Source organism: Actinoplanes sp. CA-142083, assembly GCF_050942195.1.
GTDB lineage: Bacteria > Actinomycetota > Actinomycetes > Mycobacteriales > Micromonosporaceae > Actinoplanes.
Window position 1 is genome coordinate 2,745,333 of sequence record NZ_CP192076.1, and the last position, 19,478, is coordinate 2,764,810.

13 protein-coding genes and 1 pseudogene are annotated in these 19,478 nt (G+C 71.0%); 9 read left to right on the forward strand and 5 right to left on the reverse strand.

Annotated features, from left to right (window positions below; all coding sequences use genetic code 11):
• Positions 1-97: 97 nt before the first annotated feature.
• The 6 genes and pseudogenes from ACQPZX_RS12955 (at position 98) to ACQPZX_RS12980 (ending at position 6,275) form a co-directional block, all read left to right on the forward strand.
• Positions 98-1,675 carry a M28 family peptidase gene (locus ACQPZX_RS12955; RefSeq protein ID WP_433379145.1) on the forward strand — a complete coding sequence of 526 codons (1,578 nt, stop codon included), beginning with the start codon at positions 98-100 and terminating at the stop codon, positions 1,673-1,675.
• A gap of 77 nt (positions 1,676-1,752) precedes the next feature.
• Positions 1,753-3,117 carry an amino acid permease gene (locus ACQPZX_RS12960; RefSeq protein WP_433379148.1) on the forward strand — a complete coding sequence of 455 codons (1,365 nt, stop codon included), beginning with the start codon at positions 1,753-1,755 and terminating at the stop codon, positions 3,115-3,117.
• 5 nt (positions 3,118-3,122) lie between these two features.
• Positions 3,123-3,740: pseudogene (locus ACQPZX_RS12965) on the forward strand (arginine deiminase family protein); the annotation flags it as partial.
• A 103-nt stretch (positions 3,741-3,843) separates the two neighbouring features.
• On the forward strand, positions 3,844-4,374 hold the full coding sequence (locus ACQPZX_RS12970) for an arginine deiminase family protein (protein ID WP_433379151.1): 531 nt from the start codon (positions 3,844-3,846) through the stop codon (positions 4,372-4,374).
• Positions 4,371-5,351 (forward strand): ornithine carbamoyltransferase, encoded by a 981-nt coding sequence (argF, locus tag ACQPZX_RS12975; protein ID WP_433379153.1) that lies wholly within the window; start codon positions 4,371-4,373, stop codon positions 5,349-5,351. The genes ACQPZX_RS12970 and argF overlap by 4 nt, the downstream gene beginning before the upstream one ends.
• Before the next feature lie 3 nt (positions 5,352-5,354).
• Positions 5,355-6,275, forward strand: a complete 921-nt coding sequence (locus ACQPZX_RS12980; protein WP_433379156.1) for a carbamate kinase — start codon at positions 5,355-5,357, stop codon at positions 6,273-6,275.
• On the opposite strand, the gene ACQPZX_RS12985 is transcribed toward ACQPZX_RS12980, so the two are convergent.
• The 3 genes from ACQPZX_RS12985 to ACQPZX_RS12995 all read right to left on the reverse strand — a co-directional run bounded on the left by ACQPZX_RS12985 (position 6,250) and on the right by ACQPZX_RS12995 (position 10,085).
• A complete protein-coding gene (locus tag ACQPZX_RS12985; RefSeq protein WP_433379159.1) occupies positions 6,250-6,417 on the reverse strand; it encodes a hypothetical protein in 168 nt (55 codons plus the stop codon). The two genes, ACQPZX_RS12980 and ACQPZX_RS12985, sit on opposite strands and share 26 nt — an antisense overlap.
• Positions 6,418-6,617: 200 nt before the next feature.
• On the reverse strand, positions 6,618-9,419 hold the full coding sequence (locus ACQPZX_RS12990; RefSeq protein ID WP_433379162.1) for a M36 family metallopeptidase: 2,802 nt from the start codon (positions 9,417-9,419) through the stop codon (positions 6,618-6,620).
• Positions 9,420-9,458: 39 nt separating this feature from the next.
• Positions 9,459-10,085, reverse strand: coding sequence for a DNA-3-methyladenine glycosylase family protein (locus tag ACQPZX_RS12995; protein WP_433379165.1), 627 nt, complete (start codon positions 10,083-10,085; stop codon positions 9,459-9,461).
• A gap of 40 nt (positions 10,086-10,125) precedes the next feature.
• Between ACQPZX_RS12995 and ACQPZX_RS13000 the strand changes: the two genes are divergently transcribed.
• Positions 10,126-10,581 carry a hypothetical protein gene (locus tag ACQPZX_RS13000; RefSeq protein WP_433379168.1) on the forward strand — a complete coding sequence of 152 codons (456 nt, stop codon included), beginning with the start codon at positions 10,126-10,128 and terminating at the stop codon, positions 10,579-10,581.
• On the opposite strand, the gene ACQPZX_RS13005 is transcribed toward ACQPZX_RS13000, so the two are convergent.
• Both ACQPZX_RS13005 and ACQPZX_RS13010 read right to left on the reverse strand, forming a co-directional pair.
• Complete coding sequence (locus tag ACQPZX_RS13005; protein WP_433379171.1) at positions 10,578-11,192, reverse strand: hypothetical protein; 615 nt, start codon at positions 11,190-11,192, stop codon at positions 10,578-10,580. The two genes, ACQPZX_RS13000 and ACQPZX_RS13005, sit on opposite strands and share 4 nt — an antisense overlap.
• A gap of 19 nt (positions 11,193-11,211) precedes the next feature.
• Complete coding sequence (locus ACQPZX_RS13010) at positions 11,212-13,278, reverse strand: transglycosylase domain-containing protein (RefSeq protein ID WP_433385213.1); 2,067 nt, start codon at positions 13,276-13,278, stop codon at positions 11,212-11,214.
• A 250-nt stretch (positions 13,279-13,528) separates the two neighbouring features.
• Here ACQPZX_RS13010 and ACQPZX_RS13015 point away from each other — a divergent pair, with 250 nt between their 5' ends.
• Entirely contained in the window at positions 13,529-18,886 is a 5,358-nt protein-coding gene (locus tag ACQPZX_RS13015; protein WP_433379174.1) for a GH92 family glycosyl hydrolase, read from the forward strand.
• A gap of 168 nt (positions 18,887-19,054) precedes the next feature.
• Positions 19,055-19,429 carry a cupredoxin domain-containing protein gene (locus ACQPZX_RS13020; protein WP_433379177.1) on the forward strand — a complete coding sequence of 125 codons (375 nt, stop codon included), beginning with the start codon at positions 19,055-19,057 and terminating at the stop codon, positions 19,427-19,429.
• The last annotated feature ends 49 nt before the right edge of the window (positions 19,430-19,478 follow it).

Sequence of the window (19,478 nt, forward strand, 5' to 3'; positions counted from 1 at the left end):
ACGTCCTACATGGACCGCGATGGGGTTCCCTACGGACGGTGATTGATCTACTTTGCTGAGTAATCAAAGCCGACGCTCGAGATAGGAAGGACACATCGTGGTGTCTCGGTTCTCACGAAAACGTCTTGGCGCCGCGGCCGTGGTGGCCGTTCTGATAGGTGGCCTCGCGGCCGCCGGCCCCGCACAAGCCTCGTCCGGCAAGGATCCGGCCAAGGCGGTCACCCTCGCCGGGGTGATGCGTCATCTGCTGGCGTTCCAGGTGATCGCCAAGCTCAACGGCGACACCCGGGCCTCCGGGACGCCCGGGTTCGGGCGCAGCGCCGACTATGTCGCGGCGCTGTTGAAGGGCGCCGGGTACCGCGTCACCCGGCAGCCGTTCCCGTTCAACTTCTGCTCGGACACCGGGTCGTCGTTCGCTCAGAACACGCCCACCCCGACCACCTACGTCGACCAGGTCGACTACGACGTGCTCGACTGCTCCGGCAACGGCACGGCGACCGGCCGCGTCGTTCCGGTGGACCTGCAGCTGACCACCCCGAACACGAGCAGCTCGGGCTGCGAGGCGGCCGATTTCGCCGGCGTGGCCGGCAACATCGCCCTGGTCCAGCGCGGCACCTGCCCGTTCGGGCAGAAGGCGACCAACGCCGAGGCCGCCGGCGCGACCGGCGTCATCATCATGAACCAGGGCAACACCACCGGACCGGACCGTCAGGATCTCTTCTTCGGCACCCTGGGCAATCCGGTCGGCATCCCCGCCATCTCGGTCTCGTACCCGCAGGGCGTCGCCTTCGCGGGCACCGCGGATCTCACCGTGACGATCACGACCGAGACCGTGGCCGAGGTGCGCCAGACCGAGAACGTCATCGCCGAGTCCCGCTACGGCGACCCGGACGAGGTCGTCATGACCGGCGCCCACCTGGACTCGGTGCCGGCCGGGCCGGGCATCAACGACAACGGCACGGGCAGCGCCGGCATCCTCGAGGTCGCGCTGCAGATGAGCAAGCAGAAGACCAAGAACAAGCTCCGGTTCGCCTGGTGGGGCGCCGAGGAGGCCAACCTGGTCGGCTCGACGTTCTACGTGAACAGCCTGACCGAGCAGGAACGGGCGAAGATCGCGCTCTACCTCAACTTCGACATGATCGGCTCGCCCAACTACACGTTCGGCGTGTACGACGGCGACGACTCGGCCGCCACCGGCGCCGGCCCCGGACCGGCGGGCTCGGCCCAGATCGAGGCGGTCTTCCAGGACTTCTTCGCCGCCCGGCACCAGGCCACCTCGGCGGCGGACTTCACCGGCCGCTCCGACTACGGCCCCTTCATCGCGGGCGGCATCCCGGCCGGCGGCCTGTTCACCGGCGCCGAGGTGGAGAAGACCGAGGCCGACGTCGCGCTCTGGGGCGGCGTCGCCGGCGAGCAGTTCGACCCCTGCTACCACGAGCACTGCGACAGCCTGACGCCCGAGCGCGACGGCGCCGACGCCGCGCTCTACGCCCAGCTCCGCCGGGCCTACCCGCACCAGTTGATCGGCAACATCAACACGTTCGCGCTCGACACCAACGCCGACGCGGTCGCGACGGCGGTGGCCAAGTTCGCCCAGGACACCTCGTCCATCCCGCCGCGCACCGCCGCGGTGGCCACGTTCGCCCGTACGGCGGGCGGTGACGCGGCCGGCTGACGCTGTCACAAAGCCGCTGTCACAAAGCCGCTGTGGTGCCCGGTCTTCCTCATCGAGATCACGATGAGGAGGACGCCATGAGCACCACAGTGGTCCGCGACGTGCCGCGCCGATCGGACGACGACTCACCGCCGGGCCGGCAACCCGGGCAAAGACGCCTCGGGTTGCCGGCCGCCACCGCGCTGGTGGTCGGCTCGGTCATCGGCACCGGCGTGTTCGCCCTGCCGTCGGCCCTGGCCGGCTTCGGTCCTGTCTCGCTGGTCGCGTTCGGGCTGGTGACGGTCGGCGCGATCGCGCTGGCCCTGACGTTCAGCTCGCTCAACCGGCGGATCCCCGGGTCCGGCGGCCCGTACCTGTACGCCCGGGAGGCCTTCGGCGACTTCGCCGGCTTCCTCAACGCCTGGAGCTACTGGATCACCGCCTGGGCCGGCAACGCGGCCATCGTGGTGGCCTGGGTGGGTTACGTCGAGGTGTTCTGGAACACCTCGCACGCCAAGGTGTGGTCGATCGTGATCGCGCTCGCCGGGCTGTGGCTGCCGGCCGCGGTCAACCTGGCCGGCATTCGCAGCCTCGCGGCGGTGCAGGTGGTCAGCACGGTGCTGAAGTTCGTGCCGCTGCTGTTCATGGCGACGGTGGGCCTGCTGTTCGTCAAGTCCGCCAACTTCGGCGAGTTCAACGCGAGCGGCGGCTCTGTGCTCGGGGCCATCAGCGCCGCGGCGGCCATCGCGCTGTTCGCGTACATCGGGATCGAGACCGCCTCGGTGGCGGCCGGCCGGGTCGTCGACCCGCGGCGCAACGTCGGCCGCGCGACGGTCATCGGCACCCTGGCCTGCGCCGTCGTCTACATTCTCGGCACCGTCGCGGTGTTCGGCACCGTCAGCCAGGACGCGCTGATCGCCTCGACCGCGCCGTTCACCGACTCGGCCAACGCCATCTTCGGCGGCGAGTGGGCCGGCGACACGGTGGCGGTCGCGGCGGTTGTCTCCGGGTTCGGCGCGCTCGTGGGCTGGACGCTCGTCGTCGGCGAGATGCCGCAGGCGGCCGCCCGCAACCGGCTCTTCCCGGCCCGGTTCGCGCGGGACAGCCGGCGCGGCGTTCCGGCGTACGGCATCGTCATCGGGACGCTGCTGGCCTCGGCGCTGACGGTGGTGAGCTACACCAGCTTCGCCCGGGTGTTCACCACCGTGGTGCTGCTGTCGGTGCTGACCGCGGTCATCCCGTACCTGTTCTCGGCTGCCGCCCAGCTGTACTGGCTGCTGACCGGGGGCCGCCGCCCCCGCCCCGCGCACCTGGCGCGCGACCTCGTCGTCGCGGGCGTCGCCCTGCTGTTCGGCTTCTGGGCGCTGGCCGGCAGCGGATACCAGGCCGCCTACTACGGGTTGTTCTGCCTGCTGCTGGGCCTGCCCGTCTACATCTGGCTCAAGGTCGGAGAACCGCGATGACACAAATGAGGAACCTGACCGTCGGCATCGACTCCGAGATCGGCGCGCTGACCGAGGTGATCGTGCACCGCCCCGGCCGTGAGCTCGATCGGCTCACCCCCGCCAACGTCGCCGGCCTCCTCTTCGACGACGTGCTGTGGCCGAGCCGCGCCCGCGCCGAGCACGACGCGTTCGTGCAGGCGCTGCGCGACCAGGACGTCACCGTCCACCTGTTCGGCGAGCTCGCCGGGGCGCTGTCCACGCCGGAGGGCCGGGCGTTCGCCCTCGATCGCACGGTCACCGCCGAGCGCCTCGGCGCCGGTCTCGCCCGCGAGGTCCGGGCCCTGTTCGACGACGCCGGCCCGGCGGAGCTGGCCGAATACCTCGTCGGCGGGGTCACCAAGTCCGACCTGTCCCCGCTGACCCGGCCCAGCCTCACCTGGCAGGCCCTGGACATCGACGACTTCGTGCTGGCGCCGCTGCCGAACACGCTCTTCCAGCGCGACAATGCCGCGTGGGTCGGATCCGGGGTCACCGTCAACCCGATGGCCAAGGCGGCCCGCCGCCGCGAATCGATAAACACCCGCACCGTGTACGGCTACCATCCGCTGTTCCGGGACGCGGACTTCACCGTGCACTACGGCGGTGACGACGCCGACCACGCGCCGGCCACACTGGAGGGCGGCGACCTCCACGTGATCGCCCCCGGAAGTGGTCCTCGCCGGCATGGGCGAGCGCACCACCCCGATGGGCGTGGAGGCGCTGGCCCGGCGGCTGTTCGACGCCGGGCAGGCCCACCTGGTCCTCGCGGTCGAGCTGCCCAAGGCGCGGTCCGCAATGCACCTGGACACCGTGCTGACCATGATCGACTTCGGCACCTTCGTGGCCTACCCCTACCTCGACTGGGACGAGGTCCGGTGCTGGCGGCTGACCCCCGGTGACGCTCCGGGCGAGCTCGCGGTGGAGCCGAGCACCGGCCTGCCGGCCGCGCTGGAGCAGGCGCTCGACGCCGGCCCGGTCAAGCTGCTGATGGCCGACGCGGACCGCAGAAGCGCGCAGCGGGAGCAGTGGGACGACGCCGACAACTACCTGGCCGTGGCACCCGGCGTGGTCATGGGCTACGACCGCAACGTCGTCACCAACACGCTGCTGCGCCGGCACGGCATCGACGTCATCACGCTCGACGGGAGCGAGCTGGGCCGGGGCCGTGGCGGCGCCCGGTGCATGAGCTGCCCGGTACGCCGCCACCCGCTCGCCGAGCAGAAGGAGACCCGATGAACCTCCTGCGGGATCTGGACCTGGATAAGCCGCGGTTCCTCGACCTGCTGGCGCTGGCCGCCCAGCTCAAGCGCGACAAGGAGCGCGGCAGCGAGGTTGCCCGGCTGGGTGGCCGGAACATCGCGCTGGTGTTCGAGAAGAACTCGACCCGGACCCGCTGCGCGTTCGAGGTCGCCGTGGCCGACCAGGGCGGGCACACGACGTACCTGGGGCCCGAGGGCTCGCATCTCGGGCGCGAGGAGTCCGTCGCCGATACCGCCCGGGTGCTGGGCCGCCTGTACGACGGCATCGCCTTCCGCGGCTACGCCCAGGACACCGTGGAGCAGTTCGCCCGGCACGCCGGCGTTCCGGTCTGGAACGCGCTCACCGATCAGTGGCACCCGACCCAGAGCCTCGCCGACATCCTGACCATGACCGAGCACTACGACGGCGCCGTCGAGGACATCGCGCTCTGCTTCACCGGTGACGGCCGTGACAACGTCGCCCGGTCGCTGCTGGTCACCGGCGCCCTGCTCGGCATGGACGTCCGCATCGCGGCGCCCGCGGGCCTGCAGCCGCCGCCGGACGTCGTCGCCGCGGCCGAGGACGCCGCCCGGTCCAGCGGCGCGCGCCTGCTGGTCACCGACTCCCTCGGCGAGGCGGTGCGCGGCGCCGACTTCGTCTACACCGACGTGTGGGTCAGCATGGGTGAGCCCGACGACGCCTGGGCCGAGCGGGTGCCGGCGCTGCTGCCGTACCGGGTGACCGAGGACGTGCTGGCGGCCGGCGACCGGTCGGGCGTGCGGTTCATGCACTGCCTGCCGGCGATCCACAACCGCGGGACCGCCATCGGCGCGCGCCTGCACGAGCAGTTCGGCATCGACTGCGCCGAGGTCACCGAAGAGGTCTTCGAGTCGAAGCGGTCGATCGTCTTCGACCAGGCGGAGAACCGGATGCACACCATCAAGGCCGTGCTCGTCCGGGCGCTGGAGGGCTGAGCCGTGCGCCTCGTCATCGCCCTCGGCGGCAACGCCCTGCTGGAACGCCGCGACAAGCCCGACGCCGAGGTGCAGCGCGAGCACGTACGCCGTGCCGCGCTGTCCCTCGCGCCGCTGGCGGCCGACCATCAACTGATCCTCTGCCACGGCAACGGGCCGCAGATCGGCCTGCTCGCCCGGGAGAGCGCCGCCGACCCGGCGCTGAGCCGGCCGTACCCGCTGGACATGCTCGGCGCCCAGACCCAGGGCATGATCGGATACCTGCTGGTGCGGGAGCTGGCCAACGCGGGGGTGGACAAGCCCGCGGTGGCGCTGGTGACCCAGACCGTCGTCGACCCCGGCGACGACGCCTTCGCGGCGCCCACCAAGTTCATCGGCCCCGGCTACTCCCGCGAGCAGGCCGAGGAGGCCGCCAAGAGGCTCGGCTGGATCGTGGCGCCCGACGGAGAGCGGTGGCGGCAGGTCGTGCCGTCGCCCGAGCCGCTGCGGATCGTCGAGGAGGAGACGATCCGAGCCCTCGTCGACCGCGACGTGGTCGTGGTGTGCGGCGGCGGGGGAGGGGTGCCGGTGGCCGAGGACGACATCGGCCGGCTGACCGGCGTGGAGGCCGTGGTGGACAAGGACATGACCGCCGCGCGCCTGGCCCTGACGCTGGGCGCGGACCGGCTGCTGGTGCTTACCGACGTACCGGCGATCATCCGCGGGTACGGCACGCCGGAGGCCGAGCCGATCCGGGTCATCGACGCGGACGCGCTGGCGGAGATGCCGTTCCCCGACGGCTCGATGGGCCCGAAGGCGGAAGCGTGCGCGTGGTTCGCCCAGACCACCGGTCGGCCGGCGGCGGTCGGCGCGCTCACCGACGCCGCCGGCGTGCTGGCCGGGCGCACCGGCACGACCGTCACGCCACCGACGGCGCGCAGGTGACGCTCGCGGCCAGCAGGTTCTCCAGCTCGCCCAGGTCGCCGGTCTGTGCCGCGGCCAGGAACGCCCGCACCAGGCGTCGGTGCGCGGCCGGGTGCACCGGCCGGGCGCGGCCGCGGGCGAGCGCGACGTGCGCGCGCCGCACCAGTTGCCCAGCAGGTTCATGATCGTCCCCCTCAGGCCGCCGGCCGCATCCGGCGGTACGCCTGGGATCACGATCGCCTGCCGTGCCGGTGCGCCGAGCCTTTGGGAGTCCGTGGTCGGCCCCGTGGCCGTGGCGCGGGGCACCACGGGCCGGACGGGGGACCTCGCCGCCGCGTCGAGCGACGGCGAGGTCCTCGGCGGTCAGGCAGCAGCGCCGTAGACGCCCACCTCGACGGTGTCGACGAACGAGCAGCCGCTGGCCTGGCTCGGGCAGGCGCCACCCTCGTCGGCGACCTGCGTGCCGAGCATCGTGTAGCGCACGAACCGCACGCCGGCCGTACCGGCGGACAGCGTCACCGCGTTCATCTTGTCGCGGTTGGCCGGGCCGAAGTGCCCGGTCGCCGCCACCGTCCAGGCGGCGCCGTCCGCGGACGTCTCCACCCGGTAGTCGCCGGTGGACGAGCTCGGGTCGTCACCGCAGTTGCCGGTCGGGTTGATCTCGATCGACGTCAGGTCGACCGCCGACGGCAGCTGGATGGTGACGAACCGCGGCTCGATCGCCGTGCCGCCGGTGATGACCGCGTCGCTGCTCCACCCGCTGCCCTGGGACATGTCGATCGTCTGCCCCGGGCCGCAGCCGAAGCCGCTGTAGTCGTCGCCGTTGAAGTCGGCCACCGTGGCGCCGCCCTGGGACGCCGCCCAGTCGCGGCGGACGGTCCAGTCGACGGTGGCCGGTTGCCTGGTCACCGTGACCGTCTTGACCTGGCGCTCGAATCCGGCGCCGCCGGCCGCCACCTTCGGGTACGTGCCGACGAAGATGTTCTTGATCCGGTACCGCCCGGCGGCGTCGGTGACCGCGGCGTAGGAGCCCGCGAACCCGGAGCTGTGCCCGCCGAACGTGACCGAGACCCCGGACGCCGGCCGTCCGCTGCCCTGGTCGATGACCGTGCCGCTGATCGAGCTCTTGGCCGAGTGCGGCGACGGCGGCAGCGAGAAGTCCTCGATCGGCGCGGTGTCCGAGCCGTCCACCGCGGCGGCGAAGAAGCCCATGCCACGGTTCGCGAAAACCTTCCAGATGTCGCGCTGGTGCCGGCCACCGGCCACGACCAGGTCGGCCATCAGGATCGAGTTGCGCATGTCCAGGTACGACGGGTCGGCGGGGGAGAGTTCCATCGCCCGGGTCACGAGCGACTCGGAGAGCCGGTAGCCGAGCTTGGTGCGCAGGTCCCACAGCGTCTGCGCCCAGATCTCACCGTCGGCGTGCACCTCGGGACCGCGCCGCGAGATGTGGCCGAAGTCGCCGTACGTGTAGCCGCCCGGCCCCGCGGTCGGGGTGCCCGGGCAGACCGTCGCCGGCGCGCCGACCGTGCAGTCCAGCGGCTCGGTGCGGATGGTGTTCGCCCCGGCCGTGGTGTACTCGAAGATCACCAGCTCGCCCGGCGCGCGAGTGTCCCGCTCCAGCCCTTCCTTCTGCAGGTAGTCGTAGGCGTACCAGTCGCTCCACGCCTCGCCCATCGCGCCCGACTGCGGACCGTTGAGCGTGGACACCCCGGCCGCGTCGACCACGAGCCGGTTGGACAGCCCGTGGGTGTACTCGTGGTAGACCGACGACGCCTCGTTGCCGACGTCGGACGGCACGTACGGGTCCTCCGACGCCGGCGTGTTCGGGGCCGGCTGCAGGTACATCTGCATCGTCGGCGACGTCCCGTCGGGCGGGGTGGACATGTTGGCGTTGTCGACGTGGTCGCCGTCCGGGAAGCCGTTGTCGGTGTTCGCCCCGTCCAGGTCGTTGGCCTGCACCGGGTCGCCGTCGCGGGTCTCGAAGTTGCCGGCGGCGCGGGTGAAGCCGATCGGCGCGGCCAGCAGGTGGTCGTGGAAGACCGAGTTGAAGTACAGCAGCTGGGTGGCGTCCATCTCGCGGTTGTCGTTCCACGAGTACGCCACGAACGGGTCCCACGTGCACTGGAACTGAGCCGAGCACAGCTCGCCGCTGAACTGCTTCAACGGATACCGGAAGTGACCCGGCGAGCTCGGCCCGACCTCCTCGCCGGCGTCGGCGACGTTGTTGTCGTTGAGGTCGGAGAAGACGTGCGTGGAGTTGCCGGTGAGGTTGGTCGCGTTCGGGGACATCCACCGGCTCAGCGACACCCGCCGCTGCTTGCCGCCGGCCGGGGCGCCGGGGTAGTTGTCCCACACCAGCGCGTCGGGACCGGCGTCGTTGTCGGTGAGGCTCTGCCGGTAGAGGACGCGGCCGTTCTCGGCGTCGATGACGTGCAGGTACCCGGCCTGCATGGTGAGCGTCTGATAGCCCAGCCGCAGGCCGGCCACGGTCGGGAAGGCGACCAGGTGGGCCTTGTCGCTGGTGGTGGACCGGGTCTCCCGGGCATCCCGGCGGGCGGTGTCCAGCGCCTGGCCCGCGGTCAGCCGGGCGCCGCCCAGCTCGTCGGGCATCTGCCGGACGGGCGAGCCGGTCATCTGGATGAGCGCGCCGTTGCGGGCCACGTCGGCCCGGATGCCGTTGCCGAACACCGGCACGTCGCCGACCTGCTGCAGGAAGCTCAGGTGGTGGGTGCCCTCGATGTCCACGTAGTCGCGGCGCAGCTTCAGCGTCGCGGGGTCCACGCCGAACAGGTCGGCGTGGGTCTTGAGGTAGTCCTGGGCGACCCGCACGGCCGGCTTCCGCGACGGCCCGGTGAGGAAGCCGTCCAGCCGGGCCACCTGCCGCGGCGTGCCGGTCAGCCGGTCCAGATCGACGATCCCCTGATCGCCGAGCTCGGAGCGCATGTCGACGGCCGAGGCCGGCGCCTTCGCCAGGTTGCTGCGGAGCGTGCCGATGACCGCGGGATCCCGCCGCGCGTCGTAGTCTCCCGGAGCGGCGGTGGTGTCCGCCGTCCGCGTGGTGTGTGGTGCCGCCGTCGCCGGTGCGGCGCTGATCGCGGCCGGCGTGATGCCGACGGCCAGCGCCGCGGCCCCGGCGAGGGTACGTCTGAGGTTGTTCTTCACCGAGCCAGCCTGGCAAACCTATTGATCGACATCAACGGGTCAGACGGGTACGGTTTCCAGGCTCCGCCACAGGTACAGGCAGGCGCGGCTCCGGTACGGCCGCCACGGCTCCCCGAGCCGGGTCACCGCCGCCGCGTCGGGTGGCGCGGCGAGCCCGTACGCGGCCTGCACCGCCTTGCGGATCGCGAGGTCGCCGGCGACCAGGACGTCCGGCCGGTGCAGGTTGAACACCAGAAACACGCCGGCCGTCCAGTCACCGATGCCGGCGACCGCGGTCAGCTGCCGCCGCACTTCGTCGTCGGGCAGCTCCGGCAGGCGGTCGAGCTCCAGCGTGCCCGCCGCGACGTGCTCGGCCAGCGAGCGCAGGGCGCGGGTCTTCGCGTGCGACAGGCCGGCCGTGACGCGGAGCGCGTCGAGATCGACGGCGAGCAGCTCCTCGGCCGTGGGGACCCGCCCGTCGAACCGGCCGGTGATCCGCTCGTACATGCGGCGGGCCGCGGCCGTGGAGAACTGCTGGCTGACGATCGCCAGGATCAACGCGCCGAACCGGTCGCCGTTCGCGTGGGGTGAATCCAGCGGCCCCCATTTCCGGATCAGCATCCGCATGACCGGGTCGGCGTCCGACAAATGCCGATCCGCCGGGGAAAGACGGGCGTAGGGGGCCATGCGCCGACAGTACTGGCGGGGCGTGGATAGCCTCGGAAGCATGTTGACCGCCGAGCGAATGAGCATGTGGCGCGGCCGCTACCGGCTGGCCGCCGACGGGCGGCCGGTCGCCGTGTGGGATCCGTCGTGGTGGCGGACCGGCGGGGACTTCGAGGTCGACGGCCGGCGGTTCCAGGTGCGGGCCAACGGCTGGGGCACCAAGTACCGGATGCTCGACGAGATGGGCAACGAGGTCGCGCTGATCGAGAAGGCCGGCCGCAAGCAATGGACCGTGCAGGCGGGCGGCCGCACGTACGAGTTCCGCCGCGCCTCGTTCTGGGGCAACCAGCAGGAGCTGCTGGCCGACGGGGCCAAGGTCGGCTCGCTGCGCCGCACCAGCGCCTGGTCGGGCGCCATCGAGGCGGACCTTCCCGGCATGCCGCTGCCGGTGCAGATCTGCGTCGTCGGCGTCCAGATAGCCATCTGGCAGGCGCAGCAGTCCGCCGCCTCCGGTTAGGCAGCCTCGGGAAGCTCCACCGTGGTGGTGACCCGCACCAGGGCAGGGGAGCGGGGTGTCGAGCCGAAACCGAACCGTACCGGTGGGTCGACGTCGGTGAGGTGGCCGAGATCCACGCCGTCCAGCACACAGCGGGCCGTGGTGACGCGATGCAGGTCCTGCGCGGCGTACCACTCCCGGCGGCCGTTGCCGGCGCTGCCGTAGGTGCGCACGCCCCGGAGGAGTCGTGCGGGCAGGTCGATGCACCGGACCCACGGCAGCTGCCGCGCCAGCGGCGGTGGCACCGAGCGCAGCAGCAGGCCCAGCCGGCCGCGGCCGCCGGTGGTGAACCTCAGTTCCAGCGGGCCGGCCGTGACCGCCCACGCCGTGCCGGACCGCTGCACCGCGATCGGGACGGTCCGGACCTCGTCGAACGAGTATGTGCCGGCGACGAATCGCCCGAGCTCCGCGGTGGGCGCCAGCAGCATGCGGTGACCGTCGGCCCGCTCGACCATGACGTCGGTGACGGGCCCGAACGGGGAGCCCGGCCAGTGCCCGAGCACCAGCCGGGTCCCGCTCGACGTGCCGAGGCCCGCGATCCACCCGTCGAAGAGCATCCGTGTGCGGTCCACCCGGCCCGTCGTACCCGGGCTAAGGGGTTTTGAACTGCTCGGACGGCTTGCCGTCCATGTAGTCGGCGACCGTGTTCCACACCGCCGGGTTGATCACGTCGTGCTTCATCTGGTCCTTGTGGGCCTGCCAGTCGGGGTTGACCATGTAGCCGGCCACGACGATCGAGGTCGTGCCCACCACCAGCGACGCGGTCTTCTCGGCGTCGGTGGTGCCGGTCTTGCCGAAGATCGGATGCCCGACCGCCCCGCGCGCGCCCTTGGCCGTGCCGGTGCCGCCGCAGCTGCCGAGCTGCGCCTGGTCGCCGACCGGGCAGCGGGCCGCGTCGATCGTCTTGCGGGCCACCTCGGGCGTGGTCGCCTGCTTGCAGCTGGGCTGCCCGTTCTTCAGCTTCTCGCCGGTGTGGGTGGTGATCTGCTGGATCGGCGTGGGCTGGCAGTACTTGCCGTCGGCGGCCAGCGTCGCGTACGCGTTGGCGATGTCCAGCGGTGTCGACGCGGAGACGCCGAGCGTGAACGAGCCCCAGTCGTGGGCGGACTTGGTGGCCAGGTCGTTGTCGTTGGACTCGCGGAACTGGACGCCGAAGCGCTTGGCCACGTCCACGACCTTCTCCGCGCCGATCCTCTCCTGCAGCGGCACGAAGTACGTGTTGACCGACGCCCCGAAGCCCGTCCACATGTTGTACGGGCCCTTCTCCTTGTCGCTGGAGTTGGACGGGCAGTAGTGGCCGCCGCACGCCGCCGGCGCCGCGGAGTCGAGGTAGAGCGGCGAGACGTACCGGGGCGTGGTGGTGATCGAGTAGTCCAGCCCGAAACCGTTCTCCAGGCCCGCGACCATGGTGAACATCTTGAACACCGAGCCGGCCTGGTAGCCGTGGATGTCCCCGCCGCCGGTGACGATCGGGTTGGTGGTGTTCGGGTAGGTGGCCCGCGCGCCGGCTTTCCGCTTCGCCGGATCGGAGGAGAGCGGGTTCGGGTTCGCCGCGGTCGGCAGCTTGAACTTGCGGTTGGCGGCGAGCGCCAGCACCTTGCCCGTGCCCGGCTGCACGGCCGCCAGCAGCAGCGCGTTCACCGAGTCGTCCTTGCGCTGCTGGAGGACGCGCTTGCGGGCGTCCTTCTGCGCCTGGACGTCGAGGGTGGTGACGATCTTGTAGCCGCCGCTGCGGAGGCGGCGCTCCCGCTCGTACTCGTTGGCCCCGAACGCCGGCTGGCTCATCCACCACCGCTGGAAGTAGTCGCAGAAGAAGCCCCACTCGTTGCGGGACACGGCGGTGCAGCCGTTGCCGACCGACCTGGTCGTGTGCGGCACCGCCTCGGTTTTGGCCGTGGCCGCCTGGTCCGCCTTGATGTAGCCGAGCGACAGCATGTCGTTGACGACGTAGTCGCGGCGCTCCTTGGCCAGCGGATAGCCGTCCTTGGTGGTCGGGTCGTACAGCGAGGTGCCCTTTACCATGCCGGCCAGCAGCGCCGCCTCCGCGACGTCCAGATCCTTGGGCTTCTTGCCGAAGTAGACCTGGCTGGCGGCGTAGATGCCGTAGGCGCGGTTGCCGAACGGCGCGATGTTCAGGTAGCGCTCGAGGATCTGCTGCTTGGTGAGCTGCTTCTCGAGCTCCATCGCGTACTTGATCTCGGCGAGCTTGCGCTCGGTCGTCTTGGCGGTCGCGGCCACGACCTCGGCCGGGCTGGTCGCCGAGTACGACAGCGACATGCGCACCACCTGCATGGTCAGGGTGGACGCGCCCTGCTGGTCCCCGCCGTTCTGATTGTTCACGAACGCCCGGGCCAGGCCCTTGAAGTCGACGCCGTTGTGCTCGTAGAACTTGTGGTCCTCGGCCGCGACGATCGCGTTCTGCATGTTGACCGAGATGTCCTTCAGCGGCACGTCGCTGCGGTACTCGTCGTACATCACGGCGATCTGCGTCTTGCCGTCGGACGCGTAGACCCGGCTCATCTGTGGCGAGGTCTGCTGCTTGAGCTCGCTGGGCAGCTCGGCGAAGCCCTCGGCGCCCGCCTTGGCCGCCAGCCCCGACAGCGCCGCCGCCGGGAACGAGGCGGCGGCGAGCACCAATCCGGCGAGCAACCCGCACATCAGCAGGGAGCTCAGATTTGTCAGCGGATGGCGCTCACGGAAGCGTTTGCGAAAAGGCACGGCGGCCAGGCTAGCCGCCGAGACCAAACCGGCTTGTCGGGCATTTCCTTACGAAGCGCCTGGCATACCCCGATGTTGCACCGCCAATCGGCGAATAACTGTGTTGATCACCACGGCCGAAAAGATTCTTGACAACGTTGTCAGCGGGGGCGAGGCTGACGATCTCTGGACCTCTCCCCTGGAGTTGTGCATGAAGTTGATCGGCGGCCCCCTCGCTGCCTCACTCGTCCTCCTGATGCCGATCGGGCTGCTGGCCGCACCGACCGCGGCGAACGCCGCGGTCACGCCCGGCAGCTTCGGCTCCTCATTCGAGACCACCGACCCGCAGCCCGCCGCGACCACCACCGAGGTCGGCGCGGACGGCAAGCCGGTGCAGGGCAACCTGACCGGGTCGGCCAGCGCCGCCCTGCCGGGCAGCCTGCTCAAGCAGGTCACCGCGGTGACGGCGAGCGCGGAGAACGCTCCCGGCGAGACCGCCGTCAAGCTCAAGGACAGCGACTCGTCGACCAAGTGGCTGGCCTTCAGCCGGACCGGCTGGGTCACCTACCAGCTGGCCGCGCCCGTGGCCGTCGCGAAGTACTCGCTTACCTCGGCGAACGATGCCGCCACCCGGGACCCCAAGGACTTCACCCTGCAGGGGTCGAACGACGGCTCGGCGTGGACCGATCTGGACACCCGGACCGGCCAGACCTACGCCGGTCGCTTCGCGACCAACGTCTACAGCTTCACCAACACCACCGCGTACGCGTATTACCGGCTGAACATCACCGCGAACTCCGGCGACTCGATCGTCCAGCTCGCGGACTGGGACATCAGCGACGGCTCGAACGTCCTGCCGCCCGCCACCCCGATGATCAGCGTGGCCGGCACCGGCCCCAACCGCGGTTCCAACCAGAAGCCCAACGCCGGGTTCACCGGCGTGGCCTCGCTGCGGTACGCGGGCGGCGCCCAGACCGACGGCCGCTCGTACGCGACCAATAAGCTGTTCGACGTCAGCATCCCGGTCGGCCCGAAGTCCCGGCTGACCTACAAGATCTTCCCCGAGCTCACCGGGGAGAACCTGCAGTACCCGTCCACGTACGCGGCCATCGACCTGCACTTCACCGACGGCAGCTACCTCAGCAAGCGGTCCCCGGTCGACCAGCACGGCAACGCGCTCACCGGCGCCGGCCAGGGCGGGTCGAAGACGCTGTTCGCCGACGAGTGGAACGCGGTGCAGTCGGATCTCGGCGCGGTCGCCAACGGCAAGACGATCGACCGCATCCTGCTCGCCTACGACAACCCCGGCGCCACCGCCGCCACCCGCTTCCAGGGCTGGATCGACGACCTCGCCGTCGTGGGCTCGCCGGCGCCGATCGACGGTTCCGCGCTGACCAACTACGTCGACACGCGCCGCGGCACCAACGCGTCCGGCGGCTTCTCGCGCGGCAACAACCTGCCGATCTCGGCGGTGCCGAACGGCTTCAACTTCCTGACGCCGGTCACCAACGCCACATCGGACTCGTGGGAGTACGTGTACCAGCGGGACAACAGCGCCGCCAACCTGACGATGCTGCAGGGCCTCGCGATCTCACACGAGCCCAGCCCGTGGATGGGCGACCGCAACCAGATGTCGGTCATGCCGGTCGCGGCCGGTGGCAACCTCACCGGTCAGCCGAGCACCCGCGCGCTCCCGTTCAGCCACGACGACGAGATCGCCCGGCCCGACTTCTACAGCGTCAAGACCCAGAGCGGCCTGACCGCGCAGATGTCGCCGACCGACCACGGCGGCGTCATGCAGTTCACGTATCCGGCAAATACCGCCACCGGTAGCCTCGTCTTCTGGAACGGCACGTTCACCATCGGCACGGACGGGACCCTCACGGGCTGGGTCGACAACGGCAGCGGTCTGTCCGCCGGCCGTAGCCGGATGTTCTACGCCGGCACGTTCGACCGGGCGCCGACGGCGACGGCCGCCGGGAGTGCCACCTTCGATCTGGCGGGCGGCCCGGCGGTCACGCTGCGCTTCGCCACGTCGTTCATCTCGCTCGACCAGGCGAAGAAGAACCTGGATCTCGAGGTCACCGGCAAGAGCCTCGATCAGGTCCACGCCGCCGCGACCGCGGCCTGGAAGGACCGGCTGGGCCGGATCGAGGTGAAGGGCGCGACCGAGACGCAGCTGGTCAGCCTCTACTCGAACCTGTACCGGCTGAACCTGTACCCGAACTCGCAGTCGGAGAACACCGGCACCGCCAAGGCGCCGCACTGGCAGTACGCGAGCCCGGTGTCGCCGGCGACCGGCGCGTCCACCCCGACCACCACCGGCGCGAAGCTCGTCGACGGCCAGATCTACGTCAACAACGGGTTCTGGGACACCTACCGGACCGTGTGGCCGGCGTACTCGCTGCTGTACCCGGACATCGCGGCCAAGATCGCCGACGGGTTCGTCCAGCAGTACCGCGACGGCGGCTGGATCGCCCGCTGGTCGTCGCCCGGTTACGCCGACCTGATGACCGGCACCAGCGCGGACGTCGCGCTCGCCGAGGCGTACCTCAACGGCGTCAAGCTCCCCGACCCGCTCGCGGCGTACGACGCGGCGGTGAAGGACGCGACGGTGGCCTCCGGCCGCAGCGCCGTCGGCCGCAAGGGCATCGAGACGTCGCTGTTCCTCGGCTACACGCCGACCTCCACCGGCGAGTCGGTGTCGTGGGCCCTCGAGGGCTTCATCAACGACTACGGCATCGGCAACATGGGCGCGGCGCTGGCCAAGGACCCGCACACGCCGAAGGCGCGGCGGGACCAGCTCAAGGAGGAGTCGCAGTACTTCCTCGAGCGGGCCCGGAACTATGTCAACATGTTCGACGCCAAGACGGAGTTCTTCCAGGGTCGCGACGCGGCCGGCACCTTCCTCGACGGCAACCCGCTGGACTGGGGTGGCGTCTACACCGAGACCGACGGCTGGAACTACGCGTTCACCGCGCAGCACGACGGCCAGGGCCTGGCGAACCTCTACGGCGGGCAGAAGGAGCTGCAGAAGAAGCTCGACGAGTTCTTCGCGACGCCGGAGAAGGCCGACCACCCGGGCGGCTACAACGGCACGATCCACGAGATGCTGGAGGCGCGGGCGGTCCGCATGGGCCAGCTCGGCATGAGCAACCAGCCCTCACACCACATTCCTTACATGTACGACTACGCCGGCGCGCCGGCCAAGACGCAGGCCCTCGTACGCGAGATCCTGCGGCGGCTCTACGTCGGCAGCGAGATCGGCCAGGGCTACCTCGGCGACGAGGACAACGGCGAGATGTCCGCCTGGTACATCCTCAGCTCGCTGGGCCTCTACCCGCTGCAGAACGGCTCGGAGAACTGGGTCATCGGCTCGCCGCAGTTCAGCCAGATGACCGTGCACCGCAAGTCCGGCGACATCGTCGTCAAGGCCACGAACAACAGCACCAAGAACGTGTACGTGCAGAGTGTCTCCGTCAACGGCCGGACCCAGCGCGGGGTCTCCATCGACTCGTCGGTCCTCGACTGCGGCGGCACCATCGAGTTCAAGATGGGCCCGAACCCGTCGTCGTGGGGCACCGGCCGCAACGACGCGCCGGAGTCGCTGACCAAGGGCAACGACGTGCCGAAGCCGTTGCAGGACACCACCGGTCCGGGCCTCGGCACCGCCACCGCGACCGGCGGGCAGGACGCCGCCAAGCTGTTCGACGACTCGTCGGTCACGCAGATGGCCTTCACCTCCGGCACGCCGCAGGTCACCTGGGCGTACCGGGGTGGCAAGCAGGCGCCGACGTACTACACCCTCACCTCGGGTGCGAACGCCGGCGATCCGGCCGACTGGAAGCTGCAGGGCTCCCGGGACGGGATCAAGTGGACCACTGTGGACTCCCGCAAGGGCGAGGTCTTCGCGTGGCGCAACCAGACCCGGCCGTTCCGGATCGACCGGCCGGGCCGCTTCCAGCAGTTCCGCCTGGTGGTCACCAAGACCACCGGCGCGGAGAACGCGAACCTGGCCGAGATCGAGCTGCTCTCCGGCGGCGACGTCCAGCTCGGTGGCGGCGCGGTCACGGTGACCGCCGCGGCCGACGTGCCGGCGCGGGCCGGCGCCGCGGTCTCGGTGCCGCTGGCCACGGTCACCGGCGGCACGGCGACCGAGTACCAGGCCACGGTGGACTGGGGCGACGGCTCGCCGGTGACCGCCGGAACGACGGCGCTCAGCTCGCGAGCGGTCTACGGCGTCAGCGGCTCTCACACGTACGCGAAACCCGGCTTTTATCAAGCCTCGGTGACGGTGACCGACGGGACCAGCCAGGATTCCGCCACGGTCGGTGTCGATGTGGCCTACGTGCCGGAGAACGGCCTCGTCGCCGCCTTCGACACCGTCTGCATCGGCGACGAGGGTGTGCTCGCCGCCAACTGCGACGCCAAGAACTGGGCCTACTCCCGTGCCGCGCTCGCGGCGGGCGGCGTGACCCAGGGCAAGGCGACGCCGGTGCCCGGGACCGCGCTGCGGTTCACGCTGCCCGCGACCCCGGCCGGACAGCCGGACGACGCGATCGGCAATGGCAAGACGATCGCGCTCGACCTGCCCGCCGACGCCAAGAGCATCTCGTTCATCGGCGCCGGCACCCAGGGCAACCAGAGCACGACCGGCACGGCGAAGTTCAGCGACGGCAGCACCGCCACGATTCCGATCCAGATGAGCGACTGGACGCTCGGCGGGAACCCCAACGGCACGCCGTCCTACGGCAACATCATCGTTGCCCGGACCGCGTACCGGCTGCTCGGGACCAGCCGGGACGGCGCGCAGCCGTTCCTGTTCGCCACCGCGCCGTACCAGATCCCGGAGGGCAAGACGCTCGTCTCGGTGACCCTGCCGACCCAGTCCGGTGACCCCGGCTCGGCCGGCCGGATCCACGTGTTCGCCGTCGCCGACGACGGCACGCCGGCGCCCGCGCTGGCACTGACCGCCGGCAAGGACCTGACGGCGACCGCCGGGCAGGAGCTCACGGCCGGCCTGGGCGCGGTGAGCGGCGGCGTCGCCGACGCCACCGGCTACCACGCCCGGGTCCAGTGGGGCGACGGCACGGCGCCTTCCGACGCCGGCGTCGACGCTTCCGGTGCGATCAGCGGAACCCACACGTACGCCCAGCCGGGCACCTACACGGTGCACGTGACCGCGTGGGACACGCTGTCCAGCGGCACCGCCACCCTCGAGGTGACGGTGGCCAAGTCGGCGGCGCAGGCCGCGGTCGCCACCACCGCCAAGGTGGCTGAGCAGCCCGCGCCGCCGGCGTACCAGCCGGAGGCGACCCTCTCGGTCACCACCGGCCCGCGCGGCACGGCCGTCACCGTCGACGGTTCCGGCTTCGCGCCGAACGAGGTCGTCACCGGCACCTTCGGTGACGGGCTCTCCGCCACGACCCTGCGGGCCAACGCCGACGGCGTGGTCTCGGGCGAGACGGTGAGCGTGCCGGGCGCGGCGACGCCGGGCCAGACCGGCATCACGCTCTCCGGCGCCGACTCGGCCACCAGGGTCGAGCTGCCCTTCACAGTCACCAAGTAGCCGTGGTCACGGAGGCCCCCGCCGGCGCGCCGGCGGGGGCCTCTCCGCGTCAGATGGGTCCCACGTCACGCCCGGCCGAGCAGCCGGAGCGGGAATACCGCGCGTAGCGTCGGGCTTAGCCCCGGCCGGCGGCCTCCACGTCTCAGCACCATGCTGCGGGAGGTTTCCATGAGAGGGACAAAAGCATCGCACAGCGCAGCCGCGATCCTGCTCGTCGTCGCCGGCGCACTCGCAGGCTGCCCGAGCTCGTCCGGGTCGCCCTCGGCGACCGCGACGCCGGCTCCGGCGGCGTCGGGCGGGTCCACAGTCGAGATCGACAACTTCGCCTTCACTCCGGCCACGCTGACCGTCTCCCCGGGGACGTCGGTGACCTGGAAGTTCGACGACTCCACCGAGCACACGGTCACCGCCGACGACAACTCGTTCAACTCCCAGCCGATGGGCGCCGGCCAGACCTACGAGCACACCTTCGCGACCGCGGGCACCCTGAGCTACCACTGCTCGATCCACCCGTTCATGAAGGGATCGATCGAGGTGCGGTAGCCGACTGGCATGTCGCATGGGCGTCAGACCCGATGCCCGAACGCCCGGC

Bases quoted from the DNA above. Each gene is read 5' to 3' on its own strand.
- ACQPZX_RS12995 (WP_433379165.1), bottom strand. From the start codon at position 10,085: ATGGCCCCCTACGCCCGTCTTTCCCCGGCGGATCGGCATTTGTCGGAC.
- ACQPZX_RS12970 (WP_433379151.1), top strand. From the start codon at position 3,844: ATGGGCGTGGAGGCGCTGGCCCGGCGGCTGTTCGACGCCGGGCAGGCC.
- ACQPZX_RS13010 (WP_433385213.1), bottom strand. From the start codon at position 13,278: ATGTGCGGGTTGCTCGCCGGATTGGTGCTCGCCGCCGCCTCGTTCCCG.
- ACQPZX_RS13015 (WP_433379174.1), top strand. From the start codon at position 13,529: ATGAAGTTGATCGGCGGCCCCCTCGCTGCCTCACTCGTCCTCCTGATG.
- ACQPZX_RS13020 (WP_433379177.1), top strand. From the start codon at position 19,055: ATGAGAGGGACAAAAGCATCGCACAGCGCAGCCGCGATCCTGCTCGTC.
- ACQPZX_RS13000 (WP_433379168.1), top strand. From the start codon at position 10,126: ATGTTGACCGCCGAGCGAATGAGCATGTGGCGCGGCCGCTACCGGCTG.
- argF (WP_433379153.1), top strand. From the start codon at position 4,371: ATGAACCTCCTGCGGGATCTGGACCTGGATAAGCCGCGGTTCCTCGAC.
- ACQPZX_RS12960 (WP_433379148.1), top strand. From the start codon at position 1,753: ATGAGCACCACAGTGGTCCGCGACGTGCCGCGCCGATCGGACGACGAC.